This window comes from Roseibium sp. AS2, from assembly GCF_038900065.1.
Lineage (GTDB): Bacteria > Pseudomonadota > Alphaproteobacteria > Rhizobiales > Stappiaceae > Roseibium.
On record NZ_JBBMQN010000001.1, the window covers coordinates 1011017 to 1032684 of the forward strand.

A 21668-nucleotide genomic window follows, 5' to 3' on the forward strand; every position below is an offset into this window, starting at 1 on the left:
ACAAGCTCCGCCTCCTGTCCGTCGCATGTCCACTCAGGAAACAAGCGCTGTCCCCGGCGCGGACCAGAGCACCGGCGTCGTGACGGCCAATGCCCGATGCACCGCATCGCATCGCCCGCCGCGCCCCTGGCATGAACTGATGTGTTTCCATCGACCGGCTCCGTCTCACCTGAACAAGCACTAGAATTTTATCCGCTGGAAGAACCCGCAGCCGGCCATCTTTTTGCGCATTTCCGCTGCATAGGTTTCACTGACACCGCCCGAGATCTGCTCCTTGACGATGCCGTTCTGACTCTTCAGCATCTCGACGTAAATCTGGAAAACCGTCATCTTGTTGTAAAGAACCATTGTCTTTCTGTAGTTCTGGGCGGCCTTGAACGACAGGAACTGAAAGAAATTTATACTGACATAATATCCGGAATACTTGGCAAAGATGATCTTCAGCGAAGTGATCGTGGCCTTTGCTTCGGCCAGCTTGAAATACGTGTCTCCCACGACATTCAGGCTGAACGAGAACGCCGTCCGGTCCGTCACGGAGCCGCCAATGACGGACGAGTATTCGAAAAGCTGAACGTAGGTGATCTTCTTCGAGGTGCTGTCCTTGATGTCCCGGCTGTCCGAAGTGGTGCTCTTGCCCCACCAGGCGTGCACATGAATGTCCGATCCTTCGGACTCGAGCTTTATATTGGCGTCCGATGACGTGTGTTTTGCCTCGATGGTGATCGCGCCGTCTTCCGCCTTGAGTTTCCAGTCACCGTTGTCCACCGTGACCGAGTGGTCGCCGCCCAGCACCTTTTCAGTCAGCGCACCGCCGAAAGTCTCGACCATTTTGAGATCCGCATCGAGCAGGTAGACGCCCTTGGCCGACATCGTGATTCCCGTCAGCCCCGACGTATCGACGCCCGTGGGCAGGTGGCTGTTCTCGCCGGAACCGGCATACTCCTCCAGGCGCAGATACTGCCCGCTGAACTCGTTCTGATTGTTGGCCAGCGGAACCGCAAAATAGATGTGTTTCGACGTGGTCTCGTCGGCGCGCGCTCTGGTCTTCGCCATGACAGTCCCTCTTCGCTATCCGACCGGATTGATCAGGGTGCACTGGCACGGGGACGTGATGCCGACGGAATTGACGGTCAGCCCGTTCTCAAGCGGCGGATCCATGAGAGACCTGCTGGCAGGCTGCCCCTGGATGAGAAGACGGGCCGATCCCTTGCCCGATTTGCTTGCGCTCATCGGCATCCCGGAAACGACGCCCGGCCCGGGACCCGCGACGCAGACCGGGATCATCGACAACATCGTGTGAAACCAGAAAGCGATGGAATAGAACGTGAATTGCGTCGGGATCGTCGTTGCCCGAAATCCGACGGCAGGCATGACCATCGGGACCGGCGGCACCGACGGCATGATGAACGGATCGACAGGCGAAAGATCGACGCCGGGAATTGGTCCCGAGGCATTCACTGTGGGCATGGTCTCTTCCTTCGGCTACCGTCGTTTTTCAAATCGTGTGATGCGCACGGTGCATATTGTCATTGTCACAATCAACAGTTTGACCTCGTCATATTTGCCGAGGAGACAAAACCCTACGTGTCTGTGTCGAGGATCACATTCCTGGGGTTATAGGCCTGCGCGACGAGGCGTTTTGCATCCGTCGGCACTGTCGATCCCGACGCGCCGTCCAGAAGCGCGCCCTTCAGGTTGGCCCCGTGGAACTTGGTGAGCCCGAAAGACGTCTTGACGAAATTCGCCGCCTGGCAGTCCGCGTTGGTGAAGTCACCGTGCTTGAGGTCGCAGCCCTCGAAACGCGCGGCACCGCAATTGGCGTTGTCGAACACGGCCATCTGCATTCGGGACCCGGCAAAAGAGACCGCCGAGACGTCCGCATTGGCAAAGACACCGTTGGTCAGGTTGGTGCGCTCGAATTTCGAGCCGGCGAGATTGGACCCGGCAAGCATGGCCAGCGGCATGTTCGCCTCGCTAAAATCACTGCGGCGCATGTTGCAGTTCACAAACGAGGTCTGGGTCATCTCCGATCCGCGGAACACCACCTTCTGAAGGTCGGCATCGACCATGGTGCATTCCTTGAACGTCTGGCCCGAGAGGTCACGGTTGGCGAGGCTGCCATCGACCAGCAGGACCTGGTGGAAGCTCGCGCTGGTCAATTCGGCGGCACGCAGATCCGCCCTGGAGATCATCGTCCGATAGATATGAGCCCCGGCAAAACTGACCCGTTCGAGAGTGTTTTCAAGAAGACCGACCCTTTCGAAATTCGCCCCGCAAAACCTGGCATCCGAAAGCTCGCAGCACAAAAAGCCGACATCGACATGTGACGTGCGCGAGAAATCCGCGCCTTGCAGCTTTGCCTCCAGAAACCCGACCGTATCGAAGTCGCACTCCGAAAAGACCGACCCTTCAAACGTGCCCATCATGAAGCGGCTGTCCAGGAAGGTGCAGCCCTCGAAGCGCGCACCGCGAAAGTCGCAGCGTATCAGCGTGTTCTTTTCGAAGGTGCACCGGACGAACCGCGCGCCGCTGAAATTGCATACGACGAAGTCCCCGTCCTTGAACGTCGCGTCTTCAAACGTTCGGCGGGTGAAATCCTGATCGGAAATCGCCCGGCTGTACTCGATCGCCAGATGGATCTCGTCAAGTGTCATTGGATGTCGGAAGCTCCAGGATTGTCTGAGCCAGATTGGCCTGGCTGAAGTCGGCGCATTTCATCACGGCGTTCATGAAGTTCGCGGCGTAGAGATTGGCGTCACGGAAACTCGTGTATCTGGTGTCACACTGGCTGAAATGCGCTTCCATGAGATCGGCGGCGAAGAAGTCCGAGTGCACCAGGGCGGAGTCGTTGAAGACCGCCTTGCGCGCGCGCGCCACCCGGAAATCCACGCCGTTCATCGCGCAGTTCAGGAACAGGCAGTCAGGCACTTCCGCCCGCACGAAGCAGGTCTCGTCCAGATTGGCCTCCAGGAAGCTCGAATAGTGCCCCTTCAGACCGTCGAAGAAACTGCCCTTCAGGTCGGATTGGCCGACGAAGGTCGACTTGCTGAAACTTGCGTTGCTCCAGCGGCTGCCCTGTGCCGTGATCTTGGTCATCAGTTGCCGGTCGAAATCCGCTCCCGACCAGTCGGATTTCGACAGGTCGCCCTCGACGATCATCGTCTTCTCGAATTTTGCATTCCGGAGCGCGGCGCCGGTAAAATCGCACTTCAGGAACAGGCAGTTCACAAAGCGCGCCGCTTCGAAATCGGCGCCGGAAAAGGAACATTCCAGGAAGGTCACCGTGTCGAAGGCCGCATTCCGGAATGTCGCGGCGTCGAAGTTCGATTTCGACCATGTGCGTTCCGCGAACCGGGCCTTGTCCAGACACGCCCGCTCTCCGCTGACGCCCGAAAGGGACGAGCGCGTGAAATCGGCTCCGGTCGCGTTCGCGTCCGTCAGCACCGCTTCGGTCAGGGCCGCGGCGGAGACATCGGAGCGCTGCAAACTGGCGCCGGCCAGGTTCGCCTTTTCAAGGAAAACGCCGTTCAGATCCAGGTGCGAGAGATCCGCTCCGGCAAGGTCGGCGTCCGCGATGTCCCTCCGGGCAAAGCTTTCGCCGTTTTGAATATGCTCGACAACAAGGTCGCCGAGTTTCTTGCGGACCGTCGGCGTATAGGTCTCCAGAGGATGAACCGCCTCCAGCATCGCGGAGCGCGCATGCTCCTTGTCCAGCATGAACGCCTTGGCCTCCTCATCGAGATCCCCGAAAAATGTTTCAGCGTCCATGGAGATCGCGTTTTCGGCCTTGGCGATGATGTCGTCGATGGATTTCAAATCCGATTCTGGAAGGGGGATCTTTTCGATCTCGCGGGCCAGTGCCAGGCTGGGCGGCAAGTCGTGCCCGGCCGCCTTGGGCAGCTTTTCGGCAAGCATCGCCTCGAGCCTGTCCAGGTTCGCCTTGTTCTTGTCCGGCATGGTCGCAAGCTCGGCCACGATCGCGTCGAAGTCGGTGGGTTTCGGGTCTTTGAACTTCGGATCGCCGAGCGCCTCTTCAACCGTGACCATCTCGCCGGATCTGGGCCGATCGGCGTCTTCCTTCAGGTCCCTGCCCAGGTATTCGAGATCCTGTTTCAACTGGTAGAACGGATCGGCTTCGGGCAGCGCCAGGGCTCTGGCCCTGACGAGCGGCCAAAGGTCGTCGTCGCCGGCCGCGGCCACTCCGTCGATCTTGCTGACAATCGCATCGATCCTGGCAAGTGCCTCGTCCACCGCTCCCGGAATGACGTCCTCGACCGGCGGCGACAGCCCGGCTGACTTCCGGTTGGCAATATCGAGCGCGGCCCTGGCATTTTTCGAGATGTCGGCTGCTGCCGACTTTCCCTTGGCAGCCGTCTTCAGCATGTTCGCCGCGCCGGGATCGCCTGATGTCATCGCGCTTTTCATCGCATCGCGAAACCCGAACACCTCGTCAGGCACCACGATCCCGTCGGCCTTGTGCCTTGCGATTGCGGCGGCCGGCCCCGCCATGATCTCCGTTTCATACGCGTCTGCGGCGGCTGACAGCTTCTTGAACATGCCCGCAAGATCGACATTGCCCGAGATCACATCCTCAGGTGCCGGAAACGGCAGTCTCGGGATTGGCGGCAGGCTTGTATCCGGACGCATCATGTCCGGCATCTTCGCGTTCTTGATCATTTCCGCATGTTCGAACTGGATCTTCTTTTCGAACTTCTGCGCGACCTCCTCGCTATAGGCCTGTGACCGCGCTTCCATCGCCTGCTTTTCGGTTTCCGGAATGTCGGGCATGAGCTGGCTGTCATTGAGCGTGTGCATCGGCCCTTCGGTCGGGTGCGTGCGCAGCCTGTAGATTTCCGCGTAATAGGAGCCGGGGCGCGGCGCGTCGCTCAGCCGCTCTGCCCCGAAGATCAGGGCGACCACGTCGGAGGCCTTTTCGTCGGCGACCTCGAGAATGCCGCGATGGTACATGCCGCCGATTTCCGAGCTGCCGAAGATCCAGACGGTCTCGATCCGGGTGCCGATCTCGGTGAGGCGCTCGGCCTTCATGTCGTGAACGGCGAACAGGCGGATCCGCAGACCCGGCAGTCTGGAGGTGATCACCGGATGCGCCGCGGACATGCCCCAGACGGACAACGGTTCGGTCCCTTTAAGGGAAACACCGATGCGCTGGTCCGCCGGTGCCATGTTGTGATACGCGCTGTCGAAGCCCGGGGGCGGCTCCGGAAACGAGGTCCTGATCCAGTCCCAGCTCGGCTGCCCGACCTTCGATTTGCGCAAGGGATGATCGTGCTCGAGCGGACCGAACAGCACCGGCTGCGGCCGGTCCGTCATGGTCTTGATGAGCGCGTCCGGATTCTCGATGTTCGGCAGGGGCGCATAGCCGAAATGGTCCAGGATATATTGCGGATCGCAGCCTTTACCAGCCGGGTTGACCGGATGGCTCTCACTGCCGAATGCCCGGTCCGGTGTCAGCGGCATGGTCTCGTAAGGGGCGGCATAGGACATCTTGACCGCGTCATTGTCCCTGACCCAGTGGCGGTCGCCGAAGATCGTCGCCCGCTTCCTGACAGGGCCGAGCGCGACACCGACCTCCTGTCCCTGGACCCTGGTTCCCTCAGGTGCGCGCGACTCGCCCGCGATCAGGACTTCCGGGCCCGATTTCGGGAATCCGGCGTCGAGGAACCCGCCCATGGGCAGATTCGACATGGCGATTTCCGTGTAGACCGCCTCGCTCAGGACCGCCTCGGGATCGGTCAGGTCAAAGCCGTAGAACACGGTCGCATAAAGATAGTTCCGGCCACCAATGGCCTGCATGTTCTGGATGCAGGAAAGTCGAAACGGCTTGTACAGATCAGGCATGTCGGTCCCCGCAATTCCGACAATATAGAAGTCCTTTTTGTTTCAGCAGGATGACACCACCCGATACCGGCCGCGCCCGCGGCGGCCGGCCGCCGCGGCCGGTGTCTCCGGTGTGTTCCGGGACCGCCGTCAAAACCGTTTCACGGCGCGAGTCAGGGCGCTCGGCCCAACCGGGCTTCAGGCGTTGATCTGTTTCAAATCATTGATGTTATTATCTATTTCGACGACTTTTACGTACCCGCGAGGCGGCCGGATGCGCCATCCCCCGCCGGAAGCCAAACGCGGCCCGGACCCGGTTGCGGCGGAGGGCGGACCGGCGACTGGTCGCCGGTCCGCAGCAGCGATGGCGGGCGATTTTTCGCCTCAGCGTTTCGCAATGATGTTGTGCTCCGGTCCGAAAGGAAAACCGGTGATGTTTTCCGCCCCGGTTTCCGTCACGATCAGGATGTCGTGCTCGCGGTAACCGCCCGCGCCCGCGTCCCCTTCCGGGATCATGATCATGGGCTCCATGGAGACGACCATGCCCGGCTGCAGGACGGTGTCGACATCCTCACGCAGTTCCACCGAGGCCTCGCGGCCATAGTAGTGGCTGAGCACGCCGAAGGAATGGCCGTAGCCGAAGCTGCGGTATTTGAGCAGGTCATGGCCGCGGTAGATGTCGTTGAGTTCCGTTGCAATGTCGCGGCAGCGCGCGCCCGGGCGGATCAGCTCCAGGCCCTTTCGATGGACATCGCAGTTGACCTGCCAGTACCGCAGATGCGTGTCGGAGGCGTGTTCGCAGAACAGGGTGCGTTCCAGCGCGGTGTAATAGCCGAAGATCATCGGGAAGCAATTGAGGCTGAGGATGTCGCCCGCTTCCACACGTTTGTTGGTGACCGGATTGTGCGCGCCATCCGTGTTGATGCCGGACTGGAACCAGGTCCAGGTGTCCATCAGCTCAACGAACGGAAACGATTTCGCGATTTCGCGGATCATCGCGTTGGTGGAGGCGATGGCCACTTCATGCTCCGGAACACCGGCCTGGACCGCATCCACCAGCGCCGCGCCGCCGACATCGCAGATGCGCGCGCCCTCGCGGATCAGCGTGTGTTCCTCGGCGCTCTTGATCGTGCGCTGGCCCATGGCGTCGGCAGCAATGTCGACGAATTCGACCCCCGGCAGAGCCGCCTCCAGAAGCTTCAGCAGGTCGAGGGAGACGTGATCGAACTCGATGCCGATGCACCGGATCTTCGGATTGGGCATATCCAGCAGCGACGAGATGGCGTGGAAATAATTGTCCCGCCGCCAGTCGGTGTAGATGACCGTGTCGCCATGGGTCCGGCGCCAGGGCTGGCCGCCGTCGATCCCGGCGGCGATGGTCGTCGCCTTGTCCGGCGTGACCAGGAAGCCGTACTTGCGGCCAAAATAGCAATAGAGGAAGCCGGAGTAATAACAGATGTTGTGATAGGAGGTGAACAGGGCGGCATCGATACCTCTTGCCGCCATGAGCTTTCTGAGGCCGTCCTGACGGCGGTCCATTTCGTCCGGCGAGAAGGGCGAAAAGGCCTTGTCACCATTGTTCATTTCATAGATGCGGATCATGTCGTCGCTCATTCCAGGCTCCTTCCTGTCTGTGGTGTTCACGGTCTTTTCCGGCCTGAAACGCAAAACGGGCCGGCTTCCCCAGGAGAAGCCGGCCCGCCAGGCCCGAAATCAGATTGTTTGCTGCCGGGAGATCCTGTCTTCAGACCTCCGCCCGGTGACTGGCGTTCCGCCACCGGCTCCCGTGGAATGCAGCGGGGCGATTCAGGCCCCGTACCGGGTCAGCCCGGTGACAGCCCCCTCAGCCGTTCCGACCGGCGCCGGAGCATCTCCAGAACCGTCAGGAGCACGATCGAAATCGCCACCATCAGGGAGGCCACCGCCAGAATGGTCGGCGAGATCTGCTCGCGCAGGCCGGTGAACATCTGCCAGGGCAGGGTCTTCTGGCCGGCGGAGCCCAGGAACAGCACCACCACCACCTCGTCGAAGGAGGTGATGAAGGCGAACAGGGCACCGGAGACGACACCGGGAATGATCAGGGGCATCTGCACCTTGAAGAAGGTCGTGACCGGGTTCGCGCCCAGGCTCGCGGAGGCCCGCACCAGCGACCGGTCGAAGCCGACCAGAGTCGCCGTCACCGTGATGATCACGAACGGCGTGCCGAGCGCGGCATGGGCCAGAACGACGCCCCAGTAAGTGCCCTGCAGGCCGATGCGCGAATAGAAGAAATACATGCCGGCGGCAGAAATGATCAGCGGCACGATCATCGGCGAAATCAGCACCGCCATGATCGCCGGCTTGTAGGGCACATGCGACTGTGACAGGCCAATGGCCGCCAGAGTGCCGAAGCTGGTCGCCAGGATAGTCGCCACCGGCGCGATCATTACCGAATTGGTTAGCGCCTGCTGCCAGTCCGGGTTGGTGAAGAAGTCGTGATAGTGCTTGAAGGAATAGCCGGCCGGGTCGAGCGCCAGCATTTCCTTGGTGAAGGTGAAGAAGTCCTGTGCGTTGAAGCTGAGCGGCAGGATGATCAGGATCGGAAAGATCAGGAAGAAGAAGATCAGCCCGCAGATGAACCGGAAACCGTAGAACCAGGTCCGCTGCAACGGGGATGCATAGGGGGGAAGTGCGCTCATGATCGTGCCTAGCCCAATTTCACGTTATCGATGCCGACGATCTTGTCGTAGACAACAAAGAGAACCATCACGGCGACGAGGAGCAGGGTCCCGAGCGCTGCCGCCAGACCCCAGTTCAGGGACGACGAGATGTGATAGGCAATCCGGTTGGAGATGAAGATCCCCGATGTGCCGCCCACCAGTTCCGGGGTGATGTAGTAGCCGATCGACAGGATGAAGACGAGCACGGCGCCCGCGCCGATCCCCGGCACCGATTGCGGGAAATAGACCCGCCAGAAGGCCGTCCAGTCATTGGCGCCAAGGCTCTTGGCCGCACGCACATAGGTCGGCGAGATGGTTTTCATCACCGAATAAAGCGGCAGGATCATGAACGGCAACAGAATATGCGTCATGGCGATGATCGTGCCGGTCTGGTTGTTGATCATCACCAGACGACTGGCATCACCGATCAGACCGGTCCAGACCAGGAAATCGTTGATCACCCCCTGTTGCTGCAGCAGCACCTTCCAGGCGGATGTGCGCACCAGGAGCGAGGTCCAGAAGGGCAGCAGCACCAGGATCATCAGCAGGTTCGACGAACGCAGCGGCAGGGCCGCGAGCAGGAATGCGATCGGATAGCCGAGAAGCAGGCAGGACACTGTGATGACGATCGACAGGAACAGGGTCCTGCCGAAGAGGAACATGTAGATCCGTTCGTCTTCCGGCTTCAGCTCGATGCCGTTGGCGGTCTGTTTCGCATCGAAGGAATTCAGAAAGTAGCCCGGCGTGTAGCGCGGCGAGAACCGTTTCAGCACCTGCCAGGTCTGAACGTCGCCCCATTTGTCGTCGGCATCGATGAACTGTGCCTTGAAGGGGGCATCCTCATCCATGCGCTTGATGCGCCGTCCGGTCTTGCGGAACAGGCTGGAGATGCCGCTTTGCTCGTAGTTCAGTCTTGAGCCCAGGCGTGTGTGGGTCTTCTGGCCGACCGCGATCGCCAGGTCGCCATGAAGCGCGACAAACACCTCTTCGTCCGGCACGGCGCCCGATTCCGGATCCCATTCCGCGAGGGCCACAACAGTCCGGGGAAGCGTCTCGGCGACGATGCCGTTCTCCACCGAGCGGAACAGCATGTCCGCGATGGGAGCGACAAAGGTGACCAGCACGAAAATCAGCAGAGGGGCAACCAGCAGGAAGGCGCGCAGCTTTTCGCGGCGCAGCGCCTTGGCCAGCGAGGCCTTAAGCGGCTTGCCGTCTTTTGTCGTGAGAACCTGATCGGCCGGGATATCGCTCATGAAACAGTTTTCCGCATTTTAAGGAGGAGGACCGGGTGGGGCAGTGCCCACCCGGTCCGGAGCGTGCCAAAAGGCTTACTGAGACAGCCACGCCTGGAATTTGGCGTCGATGTCGTCGCGGTAATCCGCCCACCATTCGTAGTTATAGAGGAAGGTGTTCTTGGCGTTGTTCGGATCGGTCGGCATGTGCGGAGCCATGTCGATGCCGAGATCGGCGTGCTTGCCGACCAGCGGAGCCGACGACTTGCGGGCCGGGCCGTAGGAGATGTACTTCGCCTGATCCGCCAGACGCTGGGTGTCGGTGGCGTATTTGGCGAATTCCTTCACCGCGGCAAGACGGTCGTCCGGAAGACCGGCCGGGATGATCCAGCCGTCAAGGTCGAACACCTGAGCGTCCCACAGCATCTTCACCGGCTGCTTCTGCTCTTCGATGAGGGCAAACAGGCGGCCGTTGTAGGTGGAACCGATCACGACTTCGCTGTCGGCCAGAAGCTGCGGAGTTTCCGCACCAGCGGACCACCAGACAACGTTGTCCTTAATGGTGGCGAGCTTGGCGAACGCACGGTCCTGACCTTCTTCGGTCTCCAGAACGTCGTAGACGTCCGCCTTGGCGACGCCGTCACACAGGAGGGCCCATTCCATGTTGTTGATCGGACGCTTTTCCAGGGCGCGTTTGCCCGGGAAGGTTTCCAGATCGAACACGTCGCAGATGTCATCCGGCTCCTTGCCGTTCCAGTCAGCAACGTCGGAGCGGTAACCGAAGGTGGTGGAATAGACGATCTGCGGAATGAAGCACTCCGACACGAGAAGATCGCCGAAGTCCTCGGAAGCGGACGTTCCGTCCGGCGCTGCGGCCAGGTCGGTGTCCGGATCGATTTCGATGGCGAGGCCTTCGTCGCACAGACGGATGGCGTCGGACGCAACCACGTCAACCAGGTCCCAGGTGACGTTGCCGGCTTCGTTCATGGCACGGAGCTTGGCCACGGCTTCCGCCGAAGACTCGTCCCAGATCACGTTGACGCCCGGGTTTTCAGCCATGTACGGATCGGTGTAGGCGTTTTTCTGGGACGCCTGATAGGCACCGCCCCAGGAAACGACTGTCATGTCGTCGGCGAGCACGGCGCTGCTGGCAAAAGCCACTGCGGTGCCTGCAAGGATTACGGTTTTGAGCTTCATTTGAGTTAGCTCCCTCTTTGTTGGATTTAACGGATTTGTTTCCGTTGTTGTCGCTGGCGGCCGCGAGCCGGCCGCCGGGCGATTTCAGACAACCGCGTCGAGCGCTTTGCAGTCGTTCAGCGCCCAGCCCACCTGGACTGTCTCGCCGACATTCAGCTTGCGCTTCTCTCCACGATTGCGAACTTTCACGATGAACTCGTCGTTGCCGGCCACATTCATGCGGACGCGGATATGGTCGCCCAGGTAAATGAGCTCCTCGATCCGGCCGCTGACCAGATTGTCCATCGAATCGTCTGTGTCGAATTCGACACGCTCCGGGCGCAGGGACAACGTGGTCTTGTCGCCGACGGCGCCGACATTGACCTTGTCCGCCTTGAGCCGGGTGCCGTCGTCGAGTTCAACGGCGCACTCCTCACCCTGGATCTCGACAACCTTGCCGTTCAGCTTGTTGTTTTCACCGATGAATTGCGCCACGAACGAGTTCTGCGGGTCTTCGTAAAGATCATCCGGCGTGGACAATTGCTGGATGATGCCGTCGTTGAACACGGCAACCCGGTCCGACATGGTCAGGGCTTCGGTCTGGTCATGGGTCACATAGACCACCGTGACGCCGAGATTTTCATGAATGTGCTTGATTTCATACTGCATCTGCTCACGCAGCTGCTTGTCGAGCGCACCCAGGGGTTCGTCCATCAGCACCAGTTCGGGATCGAACACCAGCGCACGGGCCACGGCCACGCGCTGCTGCTGTCCGCCTGACAGCTGCGCCGGCCGCCGGTTGCCGAAGGCCCCCAGCTCGACCATGTCCAGCGCGCGCTGGACCTTTTCCTGCTGCTCGGCCTTGCTGACGTTGCGGACCTGAAGTGGAAACGCCAGATTTTCAGCCACCGTCATATGCGGAAACAGCGCATAGTTCTGGAACACCATGCCGATGCCGCGCTTGTGCGGCGGCACATTGTTGATCGGACGATCGTTCAGGTAGATCTCGCCGTGGGTGGCGGGCTCGAAGCCGGCCAGCATCATCAGGCAGGTCGTCTTGCCGGACCCGGATGGTCCCAGCATGGTCAGGAATTCGCCAGGCGGGATGTCGAGATTGAGGTTCTTTACGACAAGGGTTTCCCCGTCATAGCTCTTTTGAACGCCATCATACTTAACGGCAGCGCCCCGTGTATTCGCCATAGTGTCCCCAAGTCCGGTTCATTATTATCAAGCACACAAATTCAAGCGACTCTGGAGGCCTGAACCCCATCGAGCAGCCGGTCAGTGCAATTGTGCATAGAAAAACAAAAATGCCGCTACAAGGAAAGGGGTCGATCAAAAAAAATGTATATTTTTTAATCAGCTATCGATCTAATATTTTGCAGCGTCGAAAAGGTGGGGGATTTTTACTCAAGGAAAACACTTGGGAAAAGAGTTTATCTTGCACTGCACTCAGTATCCGTGGTGCAAGGGTTCGATCACATTTCAAATCCGGAAACAGAGTGGACCGCCGCGGCCGGTTTCAACTGCGCAGGACCGTCGCGAACCGGTACCGTCGCCGCCTGCCGGACCGGCACGTGCCCGGGGATCTTGTGCCGGGAGCCGGTCCTCCGTTAAGTTTGCCGCGAACGGCAGGAAACATGTTGAAGCACCCAGATCTCCGGCAACCCCAGTTTCTGACCACCCGGGAAGTAGCCGACCTGTTGCGGGTCAAGGAACGCAAGGTCTATGACCTTGCCGCCGCGAACGAGATACCGCACCGCCGGATCACGGGCAAACTCCTGTTTCCCGCCGACCAGATCCGTGCCTGGATCGGGGGCAAGGACGGCAGCCCGGAGCGGCCGGATGTGCTTGCCGGTTCCCACGACCCGCTTCTGGACTGGGCGATACATGCGTCCGGCTGCGGTCTGGCCATGCTCTGCAACGGCAGCGCGGACGGGCTGATCAAGTTCCAGGACGGCGCTGCCTCGCTGGCCGGGCTGCATCTTCCCGAGGAGACCGGCTGGAACGTCGGCTCCGTCGGCAGCCTGGGCCTGCGCGATGCGGTCCTGATCGCCTGGGCCCGGCGCACGCGCGGGCTCCTGATCGCTGAGAACGCCGTCGGCACGATCACATCCGTTGCCGACCTCAAAGGCAGGCGGGTCGCTCTGCGCCAGAGCGGGGCGGGCGCGGCCCTGTTGCTGGCCAGGTTGCTCGGCGACGCCGGGCTTAGCGAGGCGGACCTGACCTGTTCCCCGACCCCGGCGCATTCGGAAAACGACGCCGCGGCCACCGTTGCCGCGGGCGAGGCCGATGCCGCGCTCGGCATAGAGGCCATGGCAAAACCCTTCCGGCTCGGCTTTCTTCCGCTGGTCGACGAGAATTTCGATCTGCTGATCGACCGCAAGGCCTACTTCTCGCAACCGGTGCAGCGCCTGTTCACATTTGCCCGCAGCGCCGACTTCAAGACCAGGGCGGCCGCGCTCGGCGGTTATGACCTGAGCGATCATGGCGTGGTCCGCTGGCTGTCCGATTGACCCAAGCGCCAAAGATACAGGACGAGACACGATGAGCGACATCCGCCCGCATGAGGTCATGATCCCGGTTTCGGAGCCGGACGACGCCAGACTTTATTTCATCGGCAGGATCCACACCCCCTGGACGGATCGCAAGGCGTGTCCGCGCCAGGGCAAGCACGACGGCCCGGACTGCCGGATCGAGATCTTCGAGCCCTGGGTGCCCGCCCTCCAGGGCATCGAGGACTATGACCGGGTCGAGGTTCTCTACTGGCTTGACCAGGCCCGGCGGGACCTTGTCGTCCAGAACCCCGCACACAGTGAAACCACATACGGCACTTTCGCGCTGCGCTCGCCTGTGCGCCCCAATCCGATCGGAACGTCGCTGGTCAAACTGGTCTCGGTGGAGGGTCCCAACCTGATCGTGCGCGGGCTCGACTGCCTCGACGGAACACCGCTGGTCGACCTCAAGCCGGACCGCTGTTCCTTCAGCCCCAAGGCCTCGCCAAAAGCCTGATCAGTGCCGGCTGCGCTTTTCGGACACCTTGACAAGGCCTTCCCAGAATTGACAATCCTGCCGCCACCACGCTGATCGGAGCGGCCCGGCTCGACCGGGCTTCCACGAGTTGACCTTTTTCAAATGTGGGCGCTTCCGGCGTGTTCGAACGAACGCGCCGGCGAGCTCCCGGGAGATTTGTATGCACCCTGAGCCTCTGACCGGCGAGACCTCCATCAATGACGCCGTCTCCTTCGAGCTGACCGGTGCGGCCGGCCTCATCGCCATCGACAATCCCCCGGTCAACGCCGCTTCCCATGCGGTCCGGACCGGGATCCGGCAGGCTGTTGAAGCCTTGCAGGACATGTCCGCGGTCAAGGTAATCGCGATTTACGGCAAGGGCCGCACCTTCATCGCCGGTGCCGACATCCGCGAATTCGGCAAGCCGCCGCTCGACCCGTGGCTGCCCGAGCTGTGCAATTTCCTGGAAGCTTCAGACACACCGATCGTCTGCGTTCTGCATGGAACGACCCTCGGGGGCGGCCTGGAAGTCGCCCTGGCCTGCCATGCCCGGGTGGCGCTGAAAGGCACCAGGGTCGGCCTGCCGGAAGTCACGCTCGGCATCCTGCCCGGTGCCGGCGGCACCCAGCGCGTGCCCCGTCTTGCCGGCATCCGCACCGCGCTCGACATGATCACCGGCGGCAAGCCGGTCTCTGCCGAAGACGCCCTTGCAAGCGGCCTGATCGACCGGATTTCGGAGGGCGATCCCCGCGCGGTGGCCCTCCAGAGCGCGCAAGACCTGCTTGACGGGACCCTGCCCAACCGCAGGACAGGTGCACTGGACACGGAGCCCGATCCGACGGCGCTTGACGAGATGCGCAAGAAACTGGCCCGGACGCAGCCGTTGCTGTTTTCGCCGCAGAAATGCGTCGATGCGGTCGCCGCCTCAAGCCTGCCCGTCACGGAGGGCATGAAGGAGGAACGCCGGCTTTACGAAGAGTGCATGGCGAGCCCGCAGCGCGCCGGTCTGATCCACGCGTTCTTTTCCGAACGGGCCGTTTCGAAGATCCCGGAAGCATCCGCGACACCGCGCGCGATCGATGCAATCGGCGTCATCGGCGGCGGCACCATGGGCTCGGGCATCGCCACGGCGCTGCTGCTGGCCGGTCTGCCCGTGACCCTGACCGAACGCGACCAGGCCGGGCTCGACCGGGGCATTGCGACAATCACCGGCAATCTGGACGGCGCGGTCAAGCGCGGCAAGCTGACCGCCGGCGCCCGCAACGACATTCTGTCGTCGAAACTCAAGACCTCCACAGATCTGGGCGCGCTGTCCGAAGTGGATCTGGTCATCGAGGCGGTTTTCGAGGAGATGAGCGTCAAGCGCGAGATCTTCGAAATGCTCGACAAGGTCTGCAGGAAAGGCGCCGTGCTGGCGTCCAACACCTCCTATCTCGACATCAACGACATCGCCGCGATCACCTCCCGGCCCGCAGATGTCATCGGCCTGCATTTCTTCTCGCCCGCCCATATCATGCGGCTTCTGGAAGTCGTCGTCGCCGACAAGACGGCGGACGATGTGGTGGCGACCGGGTTCGCCCTCGCCAAACGGCTGAAAAAGATCGCGGTCCGCTCGGGCGTCTGCGACGGCTTCATCGGCAACCGGATCATGACCTTCTACAAGAAGGCCGCCGACTACATGATGATGGATGGCGCATCGCCGGAAGAGATCGACACGGCCATGCGCGGTTTCGGTTTTGCCATGGGTCCCTACCAGGTGGCCGATCTCGCCGGGCTCGACATCAGTTGGGCGGCCAACAAGCGCCGCGCCGCCACCCGTCCGGCCGAGGAACGCTACATCCCGATCGCCGACCGTCTGTGCGAGAACGGCTGGTTCGGGCGCAAAACCGGTCAGGGCTTTTACATCTACGACGACACGGGGTCCCGGCCGAACCCGGAGGCGCTGGCGATCATCGATGCGGAACGGGACAAGGCCGGCATCGCGCCGCGCGCTTTCTCCGCGGAAGAGATCGTCAGCCGTTTCATGACGGCGATGATCCTGGAAGGCAGCCGCGTTCTGGAAGAAGGCATTGCGCTGCGTCCCATCGACATCGACGCGGTGTTCCTCAACGGTTACGGCTTTCCGCGTTTCCGCGGCGGCCCGATGCACACCGCCGATGTCATCGGTGCGGCCGAACTTGTCCGGCGGATCGAGGACTATGCGCGGGAAGACGCCTGGTACTGGCAGGTGCCCGCCCTGTTGCGGCAGATGGCGGAGAACGGCGGCAGTTTCGCGGAAACGAATGACCGGGGGTGACGGACGCCGGCCCCGGATCACGGATGATCAGGTAACCTTCGCCGCGTCCAGGCCACCTGCGGCATAGTCCGGCACGGTTGCCCCCAGCCTGAGACCCAGCTCCGGGTTGGAGGCATTGCCGTCCAGAGCGCGTTTTCCGACACCTTGCAGGATCGCACCCATGCGGAAGAAGGCGAAGGCAAGGTAGAAGCCGAAATCCGGGATGCCGGTGAGGCCCATGCGGGCGCAATAGGCGTCGATGAAGGCCTGATCCGCGGGAATTCCGAGCGGGCCACGATCGACGCCCGCAAGGCCCCGCCCCTCGCTGCCGGGCGGGCGCTGCCACTGCATGATCAGCGCGGCAAGGTCTGCAAACGGGTGACCGATGGTGGACAGTTCCCAGTCGAGCATCGCGACACAGGCCGTCCCCTCCCCTGCAAACAGCATGTTGTCGATCCGGTAGTCGCCGTGCACCAGCGTGCGCCGGCCGTCGTCTTCCGGCACGTTGCCACCCAGCCAGACGATCAACTCGTCCATTGCCGGAATGGTCTGCGTTTCGCTCGCCCGGTATTGCCGGGTCCAGCGGTCGATCTGGCGGCGGTAATAGTTTCCCGAAGGTCCGAAATCCGCCAGGCCGCATGCGTCCAGATCAACCGAATGGATTGCCGCCAGCACCCTGTTCATCTCGTCATAGAGGCCGCGCCGTGTTCCGGGATCGACACCGGGCAGTCGCGGGTCGTCGAAATTGCGGCCGCGCACGAACTCCATGATGTAGAAAACCGACCCGATGACGCTCTCGTCCTCGCACAGAGCCAGCATTGTGGCGACCGGCACGTCCGACCCGGCCAGTGCTTTCTGCACCCGGAATTCCCGGTCGACCGCATGAGCCGATTTCAACAGCACACCGGGCGGCTTGCGGCGCAGGACATAGTCCCCGGACGCCGCCATCAGCCGGTAGGTCGGGTTGGACTGGCCGCGGTCGAATTTTTCCGCCTCCAGCGGGCCTTTGAAACCGGGCAAGCGCGTTTCGAGCCAGGTGCTGAGTGCAGGAAGGTCAGGATCCGCCGCGCCCGTTGTCATGCGGGGACACACTGTGTGAAAGGCAAACTGAACACCCCCGTCACACCTTGCCGTTGCCATATTTGCGCAGCTCCGCGCGGGCGACCTGGCGGCGGTGCACGGCGTCGGGGCCGTCGGCAAAACGCAGCGTGCGCAAATGCGTCCACATGGCGGCGAGCGGAAAGTCCTGGGAAATCCCGGCCGCGCCATGGACCTGCATGGCCTCGTCGACCACCTTCAGGGCCATCAGCGGCGCGACCACCTTGATCTGGCTGATCCAGGACTGGGCGGCACGCGTTCCTTGCGTGTCCATCACCCAGGCGGCCTTCAGGCAGAGCAGCCGCGCCATCTCGATCTCCATGCGCGCATTGGCGATGATGTCGTGATTGGCGCCGAGATCGGTCAGTTTCCGGCCGAAGGCGTCGCGCTCCATGGCCCGCCGGCACAACAGCTCCAGTGCCTTTTCCGCCAGCCCGATGGCGCGCATGCAGTGGTGGATCCGGCCGGGGCCGAGGCGGCCCTGGGCGACCTCGAAGCCCCGGCCCTCGCCAAGCACCAGATCCTCGCCGGGCACCCGGACATTGGTGAAGCGGATATGCATGTGGCCGTGCGGCGCGTCGTCGGCGCCAAAGACCTGCATCGGCCGCAGCACCTCGATGCCGGCGGCATCAGCAGGCATGAGAAACATGGAATGACGGCTGTGCTTGTGGGCGTCCGGATCCGTGCAGGCCATGACGATGTAGAGCTTGCAGCGCGGGTCGCCCGCCCCGGTCGCCCACCATTTGTCACCGTTCAGAATCCAGGCATCGCCGTCCTTGACGGCGGTCAATGCAATGTTGGTGGCGTCCGAGGAGGCCACCTCCGGCTCGCTCATCAGATAGGCGGACCGGATGTCTCCGTTCAGCAGAGGCTTCAGCCAGCGCTGCTTGTGGGCCGCGGTGCCGTAGCGCTCCAGCACCTCCATGTTGCCGGTGTCGGGCGCATTGCAATTGAACACTTCCGCGGCGATCCCGACCTTGCCCATTTCCTCCGCCAGATAGGCGTATTCGACCGTGGTCAGGCCGAAGCCCTCTTCGCTGTCCGTCAGCCAGAAATTCCACAGGCCACGCTCCCTGGCCTGCGCCTTGAGGCCGTTCAGGATCTCCAGCTGACGGTCTGTCATGCGAAACCGGTCACCGGACGGATGGCGGCCGACTTCCTCATGATATTCCCTGTCGAGGGGGGCGATTTCCGTCTCCACCATCCGGCGAACCCGGTCGATGAGCGGGCGAACCCGGTCGGTTACTCCTAGATCCATGTTATCTCCTGACAGATCTGGTCACGCATCCGCTTTCGGCGGTACGGCATCCGGTTTGCGGACAGCCGAACACGGCCGTTTCCCGGACAGGGGCGAGGCTTTCTCATGGCCGGTCCGTCGCGCTGTCCAGATAGAACCGGTTCAGCCAATCGGCGACCAGCGCCGGCCGCTTTTCTCCCTCGATCTCCACCGTCGAGCGCCACGTGATATCGACTTCGCCGTCCTTCGGCCGTGCCAGACCGGCCAGCACGAACCGCCCGCGCACCCTGGCGCCGGTCGCGACCGGTGCGAGAAAGCGCACCTTGTCGAAGCCGTAATTCACGGCCATCACCGCACCCCGGATTTCCGGCTGGGCTTCCTGGCCCATGACCGAGAGCAGCGACAGGGTCAGAAAGCCGTGCGCGATGGTGCCCCCGAATGGCGTTCGGGAAGCGCGGAGCGGATCGACATGGATGAACTGGTGATCGCCGGTGACCTCCGCGAACGCATCGATCCGCGCCTGATCGATCGTTCGCCAGGACGACACGCCGACTTCCGTCCCCACCAGAGGCTCAAGGTCTTCCACACGAAGCGGTCCGGCCTGGAGATCCGCCGTCAATCAGTAGGCCTCCTGGAAGAGGTCGGGGCCCGTCTCGACATTGATGCCGCCGCTGATCGGCAGGACCGCGCCCGTCACATAGGCACCGCCCCAACCGCACAGGTATTGCATCGCCGCAGCGATGTCCCCGGGACGGCCGACCCGGCCCAGCGGCACCTGCGCCCCGACGCGGGAGCGCACGTCCTCGTCCGCCGTCGCGAAGGCTGTCATGTTGCTGATGAAGGGGCCGGGGGCCAGCGCATTTACGGTGATGCGCTTGTGCGCAAGTTCCTTGGCAAGGATGCGGGTCAGATGATGCACCGCCGCCTTGGATGCCGCGTAGCTGTAGGCCCGGTCGCCATGGGCGGTCTCCCCCATCACCGAGCCGACATTGACGACCCGCGCCGGATCGTCGTCATCGGCTGCCGCTTCCAGCAACGGCAACAGGCTCTGGGTCAGTTGGAACAGCCCGGTGACGTTGACCCGCATCACCCGCTCCCAGGCGGAATGGGGAAATTCACCGAGCGGTGCCCCCCAACTTGTCCCGGCATTGTTCATCAGGATCGGCAGGCTGTCCGTGCGGTCGGCGACTTCACGCGCGAGCGCGGCGACACCGTCCTCGCTCGACACGTCGCCGGCAAACCCTTCCGCCTTTCCGGACCAGCCCAACGCGTTGAGGTCCGCGGCGGCTGCCTGACAGGCTTCTTCCTTGCGGCTGGCGATCAGGACCCGGGCACCGGCCGCCATCAGGCCTTCGGCGGCCATACGGCCGATGCCGGTGGCCCCGCCCGTGACCAGGGCGGTCTTGCCGGCCAGACCGAACAGCTTTTCCGGCGTCACGCGCTGTCCTCCGCGTATTGTTGTCTGAGCATCAGTTTGGAGACCTTGCCCGTTGCCGTCATCGGCAGAGCCTCGACAAAGACAACCTCGTCGGGCACCTGCCACCGGGCGACCCGGTCCTGAAGAAGTCCGAGGATCTCCTCCTTTTGCGGCTGCGCATCCTCCCGCGCCTGAACGATCAGAAGCGGGCGTTCCTCCCATTTGGCATCGGGCACGGCGATCACCGCGCAACTGGCGACGCCCGGATGGGACATCACGATGTTTTCCAGGTCGAGCGAACTGATCCATTCGCCACCCGACTTGATCAGATCCTTGGAGCGGTCGGTGACCGCCAGAAAGCCGTCCGGGTCGATGGTGGCAATGTCACCGGTGCAGAACCAGCCCTCGGCGTCGAACACCGGTGCGGTCGCTTCCGGGTCCTCGTAATAGCCGCTGGTGACGGTGTTGCCGCGCACATAAAGATGTCCCGGCGTGGCGCCGTCATGAGGCAAACGCTTGCCGGCGTCGTCGACGAGCTTCAACTCGACGCCGAAGACGCGCCGTCCCTGGCTCTGTTTCCGGTCGACCCGCTTACCCAGGGGAAGATCCGCCATGGCGGGCGGCAGGTTGCACTGGGTGCCGAGCGGGCTCATTTCCGTCATGCCCCAGGCATGGCAGACATTGACGCCCTCCGTCTCGAACGCCTCGATCAATGCGCGCGATGCGGCCGACCCGCCGACGACGATATCGCCGAACCCTTCGGGCAGGCGGCCCCGCTGCCTGATCTCGTTCATCAGGCCCATCCAGACCGTGGGCACGCCCCAGGCGGAAAACACCTTTTCCCTGTCCATCAGCTCGAACAGGCTGGAGCCGTCCAGCGCAGCGCCCGGAAAGATCAGGCTGGCTCCGGACAGCGGAGCGCCATAAGGCAGGCCCCAGGCATTGACATGAAACAGCGGCACCACCGGCAGGATCCGGGAGCCTTCCTTCAGTGCCTGCGGAATGGTCACGCACATGCCCAGCGCGTGCAGCACCGTGGACCGGTGCGAATAAAGCGTTCCCTTGGGATTGCCTGTCGTGCCGGAGGTGTAACAAAGCCCCGCGGCCCGATCCTCCGGAAAGTCCGGCCAGTCGATTTCAGCAGGCTGGCCGTCCAGAATGTCCTCGTAGCACAGGACACCCTCAAGAGTGGTCTCGGGCATATGCGCCCGGTCTGTCATGATCACGATGCGCAGATCCGCCGGAAAATGCGGGCGCAGCTTTTCCAGAGCCGGAACAAAGGTCAGGTCGGCGAACAGGAGCCGGTCTTGCGCATGGTTGACGATATAGATCATCTGTTCCGCGGACAGGCGCGGGTTGATCGTGTGACAGACGGCGCCGATGCCGGAAACCGCATAATAGAGCTCGAAATGACGATAGCCGTTCCAGGCCAGCGTCGCGATCCGGTCGCCGTCGCCCACACCCAGACCGCGCAGGCCGTGGGCCAGCCGGGCGACCCGTCCGGCGGTTTCCCGGTAGGTGGTGCGGTGGATATCGCCTTCCGTGCGCACGGAGACAATTTCCCCGTCCGGATAGGTGTCGGCGGCAAAGGTGATGAGATCCGCGATTTTCAGCGGACGGTGCATCATCATGCCCTTCATGTGTTTCCTCCCAGAACACGGCCGCTTGTTGCGGTCCTTCAAAG

17 protein-coding genes are annotated in these 21668 nt (G+C 62.4%); 3 read left to right on the plus strand and 14 right to left on the minus strand.

All coding sequences use genetic code 11. The annotated features are described in order from the left end of the window. Window positions 1-180: 180 nt before the first annotated feature. The 9 genes from WNZ15_RS04610 to WNZ15_RS04650 all read right to left on the minus strand — a co-directional run bounded on the left by WNZ15_RS04610 (window position 181) and on the right by WNZ15_RS04650 (window position 12145). A complete protein-coding gene (locus WNZ15_RS04610) occupies window positions 181-1053 on the minus strand; it encodes a hypothetical protein (RefSeq protein ID WP_342891753.1) in 873 nt (290 codons plus the stop codon). 15 nt (window positions 1054-1068) lie between these two features. Beyond that, complete coding sequence (locus WNZ15_RS04615; protein ID WP_342891754.1) at window positions 1069-1467, minus strand: hypothetical protein; 399 nt, start codon at window positions 1465-1467, stop codon at window positions 1069-1071. 113 nt (window positions 1468-1580) lie between these two features. Beyond that, window positions 1581-2654, minus strand: a complete 1074-nt coding sequence (locus WNZ15_RS04620) for a pentapeptide repeat-containing protein (RefSeq protein ID WP_342891755.1) — start codon at window positions 2652-2654, stop codon at window positions 1581-1583. Next, window positions 2644-5859, minus strand: coding sequence for a DUF2169 domain-containing protein (locus WNZ15_RS04625; RefSeq protein WP_342891756.1), 3216 nt, complete (start codon window positions 5857-5859; stop codon window positions 2644-2646). Before WNZ15_RS04625 ends, WNZ15_RS04620 begins: the two co-directional genes overlap by 11 nt. Window positions 5860-6222: 363 nt before the next feature. Continuing rightward, window positions 6223-7452 carry a M24 family metallopeptidase gene (locus WNZ15_RS04630; RefSeq protein ID WP_342891757.1) on the minus strand — a complete coding sequence of 410 codons (1230 nt, stop codon included), beginning with the start codon at window positions 7450-7452 and terminating at the stop codon, window positions 6223-6225. Between the two features lie 209 nt (window positions 7453-7661). Continuing rightward, the gene (locus WNZ15_RS04635) at window positions 7662-8516 is read right to left on the minus strand and encodes an ABC transporter permease (protein WP_342891758.1); all 855 of its coding nucleotides are present in this window, start codon (window positions 8514-8516) and stop codon (window positions 7662-7664) included. Between the two features lie 8 nt (window positions 8517-8524). Beyond that, the gene (locus WNZ15_RS04640; RefSeq protein WP_342891759.1) at window positions 8525-9790 is read right to left on the minus strand and encodes an ABC transporter permease; all 1266 of its coding nucleotides are present in this window, start codon (window positions 9788-9790) and stop codon (window positions 8525-8527) included. 75 nt (window positions 9791-9865) lie between these two features. Then, window positions 9866-10966 (minus strand): extracellular solute-binding protein, encoded by a 1101-nt coding sequence (locus tag WNZ15_RS04645; protein ID WP_342891760.1) that lies wholly within the window; start codon window positions 10964-10966, stop codon window positions 9866-9868. A gap of 84 nt (window positions 10967-11050) precedes the next feature. Beyond that, window positions 11051-12145, minus strand: coding sequence for an ABC transporter ATP-binding protein (locus WNZ15_RS04650; RefSeq protein ID WP_342891761.1), 1095 nt, complete (start codon window positions 12143-12145; stop codon window positions 11051-11053). 440 nt (window positions 12146-12585) lie between these two features. Here WNZ15_RS04650 and WNZ15_RS04655 point away from each other — a divergent pair, with 440 nt between their 5' ends. From WNZ15_RS04655 to WNZ15_RS04665, 3 genes are all read left to right on the plus strand, one after another. Then, window positions 12586-13461 (plus strand): helix-turn-helix transcriptional regulator, encoded by an 876-nt coding sequence (locus WNZ15_RS04655; protein ID WP_342891762.1) that lies wholly within the window; start codon window positions 12586-12588, stop codon window positions 13459-13461. A gap of 31 nt (window positions 13462-13492) precedes the next feature. Next, window positions 13493-13957, plus strand: a complete 465-nt coding sequence (gene tsaA / locus WNZ15_RS04660) for a tRNA (N6-threonylcarbamoyladenosine(37)-N6)-methyltransferase TrmO (protein ID WP_342891763.1) — start codon at window positions 13493-13495, stop codon at window positions 13955-13957. Window positions 13958-14138: 181 nt separating this feature from the next. Continuing rightward, complete coding sequence (locus tag WNZ15_RS04665; RefSeq protein ID WP_342891764.1) at window positions 14139-16253, plus strand: 3-hydroxyacyl-CoA dehydrogenase NAD-binding domain-containing protein; 2115 nt, start codon at window positions 14139-14141, stop codon at window positions 16251-16253. Window positions 16254-16280: 27 nt separating this feature from the next. On the opposite strand, the gene WNZ15_RS04670 is transcribed toward WNZ15_RS04665, so the two are convergent. The 5 genes from WNZ15_RS04670 to WNZ15_RS04690 all read right to left on the minus strand — a co-directional run bounded on the left by WNZ15_RS04670 (window position 16281) and on the right by WNZ15_RS04690 (window position 21624). After that, complete coding sequence (locus WNZ15_RS04670) at window positions 16281-17252, minus strand: phosphotransferase family protein (protein WP_342891765.1); 972 nt, start codon at window positions 17250-17252, stop codon at window positions 16281-16283. Between the two features lie 100 nt (window positions 17253-17352). Further along, entirely contained in the window at window positions 17353-18588 is a 1236-nt protein-coding gene (locus WNZ15_RS04675) for an acyl-CoA dehydrogenase family protein (protein ID WP_342891766.1), read from the minus strand. 103 nt (window positions 18589-18691) lie between these two features. Next, entirely contained in the window at window positions 18692-19186 is a 495-nt protein-coding gene (locus WNZ15_RS04680; RefSeq protein WP_342891767.1) for a MaoC family dehydratase, read from the minus strand. Continuing rightward, complete coding sequence (locus WNZ15_RS04685) at window positions 19187-20005, minus strand: SDR family NAD(P)-dependent oxidoreductase (protein ID WP_342891768.1); 819 nt, start codon at window positions 20003-20005, stop codon at window positions 19187-19189. Continuing rightward, window positions 20002-21624: a long-chain fatty acid--CoA ligase gene (locus tag WNZ15_RS04690; RefSeq protein ID WP_342891769.1), complete on the minus strand. Its 1623-nt coding sequence runs from the start codon at window positions 21622-21624 to the stop codon at window positions 20002-20004. Before WNZ15_RS04690 ends, WNZ15_RS04685 begins: the two co-directional genes overlap by 4 nt. Window positions 21625-21668: the final 44 nt, after the last annotated feature.

Coding starts and splice junctions, on each gene's coding strand:
- WNZ15_RS04625 (WP_342891756.1), bottom strand. CDS start 5,859: ATGCCTGATCTGTACAAGCCGTTTCGACTTTCCTGCATCCAGAACATG.
- WNZ15_RS04650 (WP_342891761.1), bottom strand. CDS start 12,145: ATGGCGAATACACGGGGCGCTGCCGTTAAGTATGATGGCGTTCAAAAG.
- WNZ15_RS04665 (WP_342891764.1), top strand. CDS start 14,139: ATGCACCCTGAGCCTCTGACCGGCGAGACCTCCATCAATGACGCCGTC.
- WNZ15_RS04635 (WP_342891758.1), bottom strand. CDS start 8,516: ATGAGCGCACTTCCCCCCTATGCATCCCCGTTGCAGCGGACCTGGTTC.
- tsaA (WP_342891763.1), top strand. CDS start 13,493: ATGAGCGACATCCGCCCGCATGAGGTCATGATCCCGGTTTCGGAGCCG.
- WNZ15_RS04690 (WP_342891769.1), bottom strand. CDS start 21,624: ATGAAGGGCATGATGATGCACCGTCCGCTGAAAATCGCGGATCTCATC.
- WNZ15_RS04640 (WP_342891759.1), bottom strand. CDS start 9,790: ATGAGCGATATCCCGGCCGATCAGGTTCTCACGACAAAAGACGGCAAG.
- WNZ15_RS04675 (WP_342891766.1), bottom strand. CDS start 18,588: ATGGATCTAGGAGTAACCGACCGGGTTCGCCCGCTCATCGACCGGGTT.
- WNZ15_RS04610 (WP_342891753.1), bottom strand. CDS start 1,053: ATGGCGAAGACCAGAGCGCGCGCCGACGAGACCACGTCGAAACACATC.
- WNZ15_RS04615 (WP_342891754.1), bottom strand. CDS start 1,467: ATGCCCACAGTGAATGCCTCGGGACCAATTCCCGGCGTCGATCTTTCG.
- WNZ15_RS04630 (WP_342891757.1), bottom strand. CDS start 7,452: ATGAGCGACGACATGATCCGCATCTATGAAATGAACAATGGTGACAAG.
- WNZ15_RS04620 (WP_342891755.1), bottom strand. CDS start 2,654: ATGACACTTGACGAGATCCATCTGGCGATCGAGTACAGCCGGGCGATT.
- WNZ15_RS04655 (WP_342891762.1), top strand. CDS start 12,586: ATGTTGAAGCACCCAGATCTCCGGCAACCCCAGTTTCTGACCACCCGG.
- WNZ15_RS04645 (WP_342891760.1), bottom strand. CDS start 10,966: ATGAAGCTCAAAACCGTAATCCTTGCAGGCACCGCAGTGGCTTTTGCC.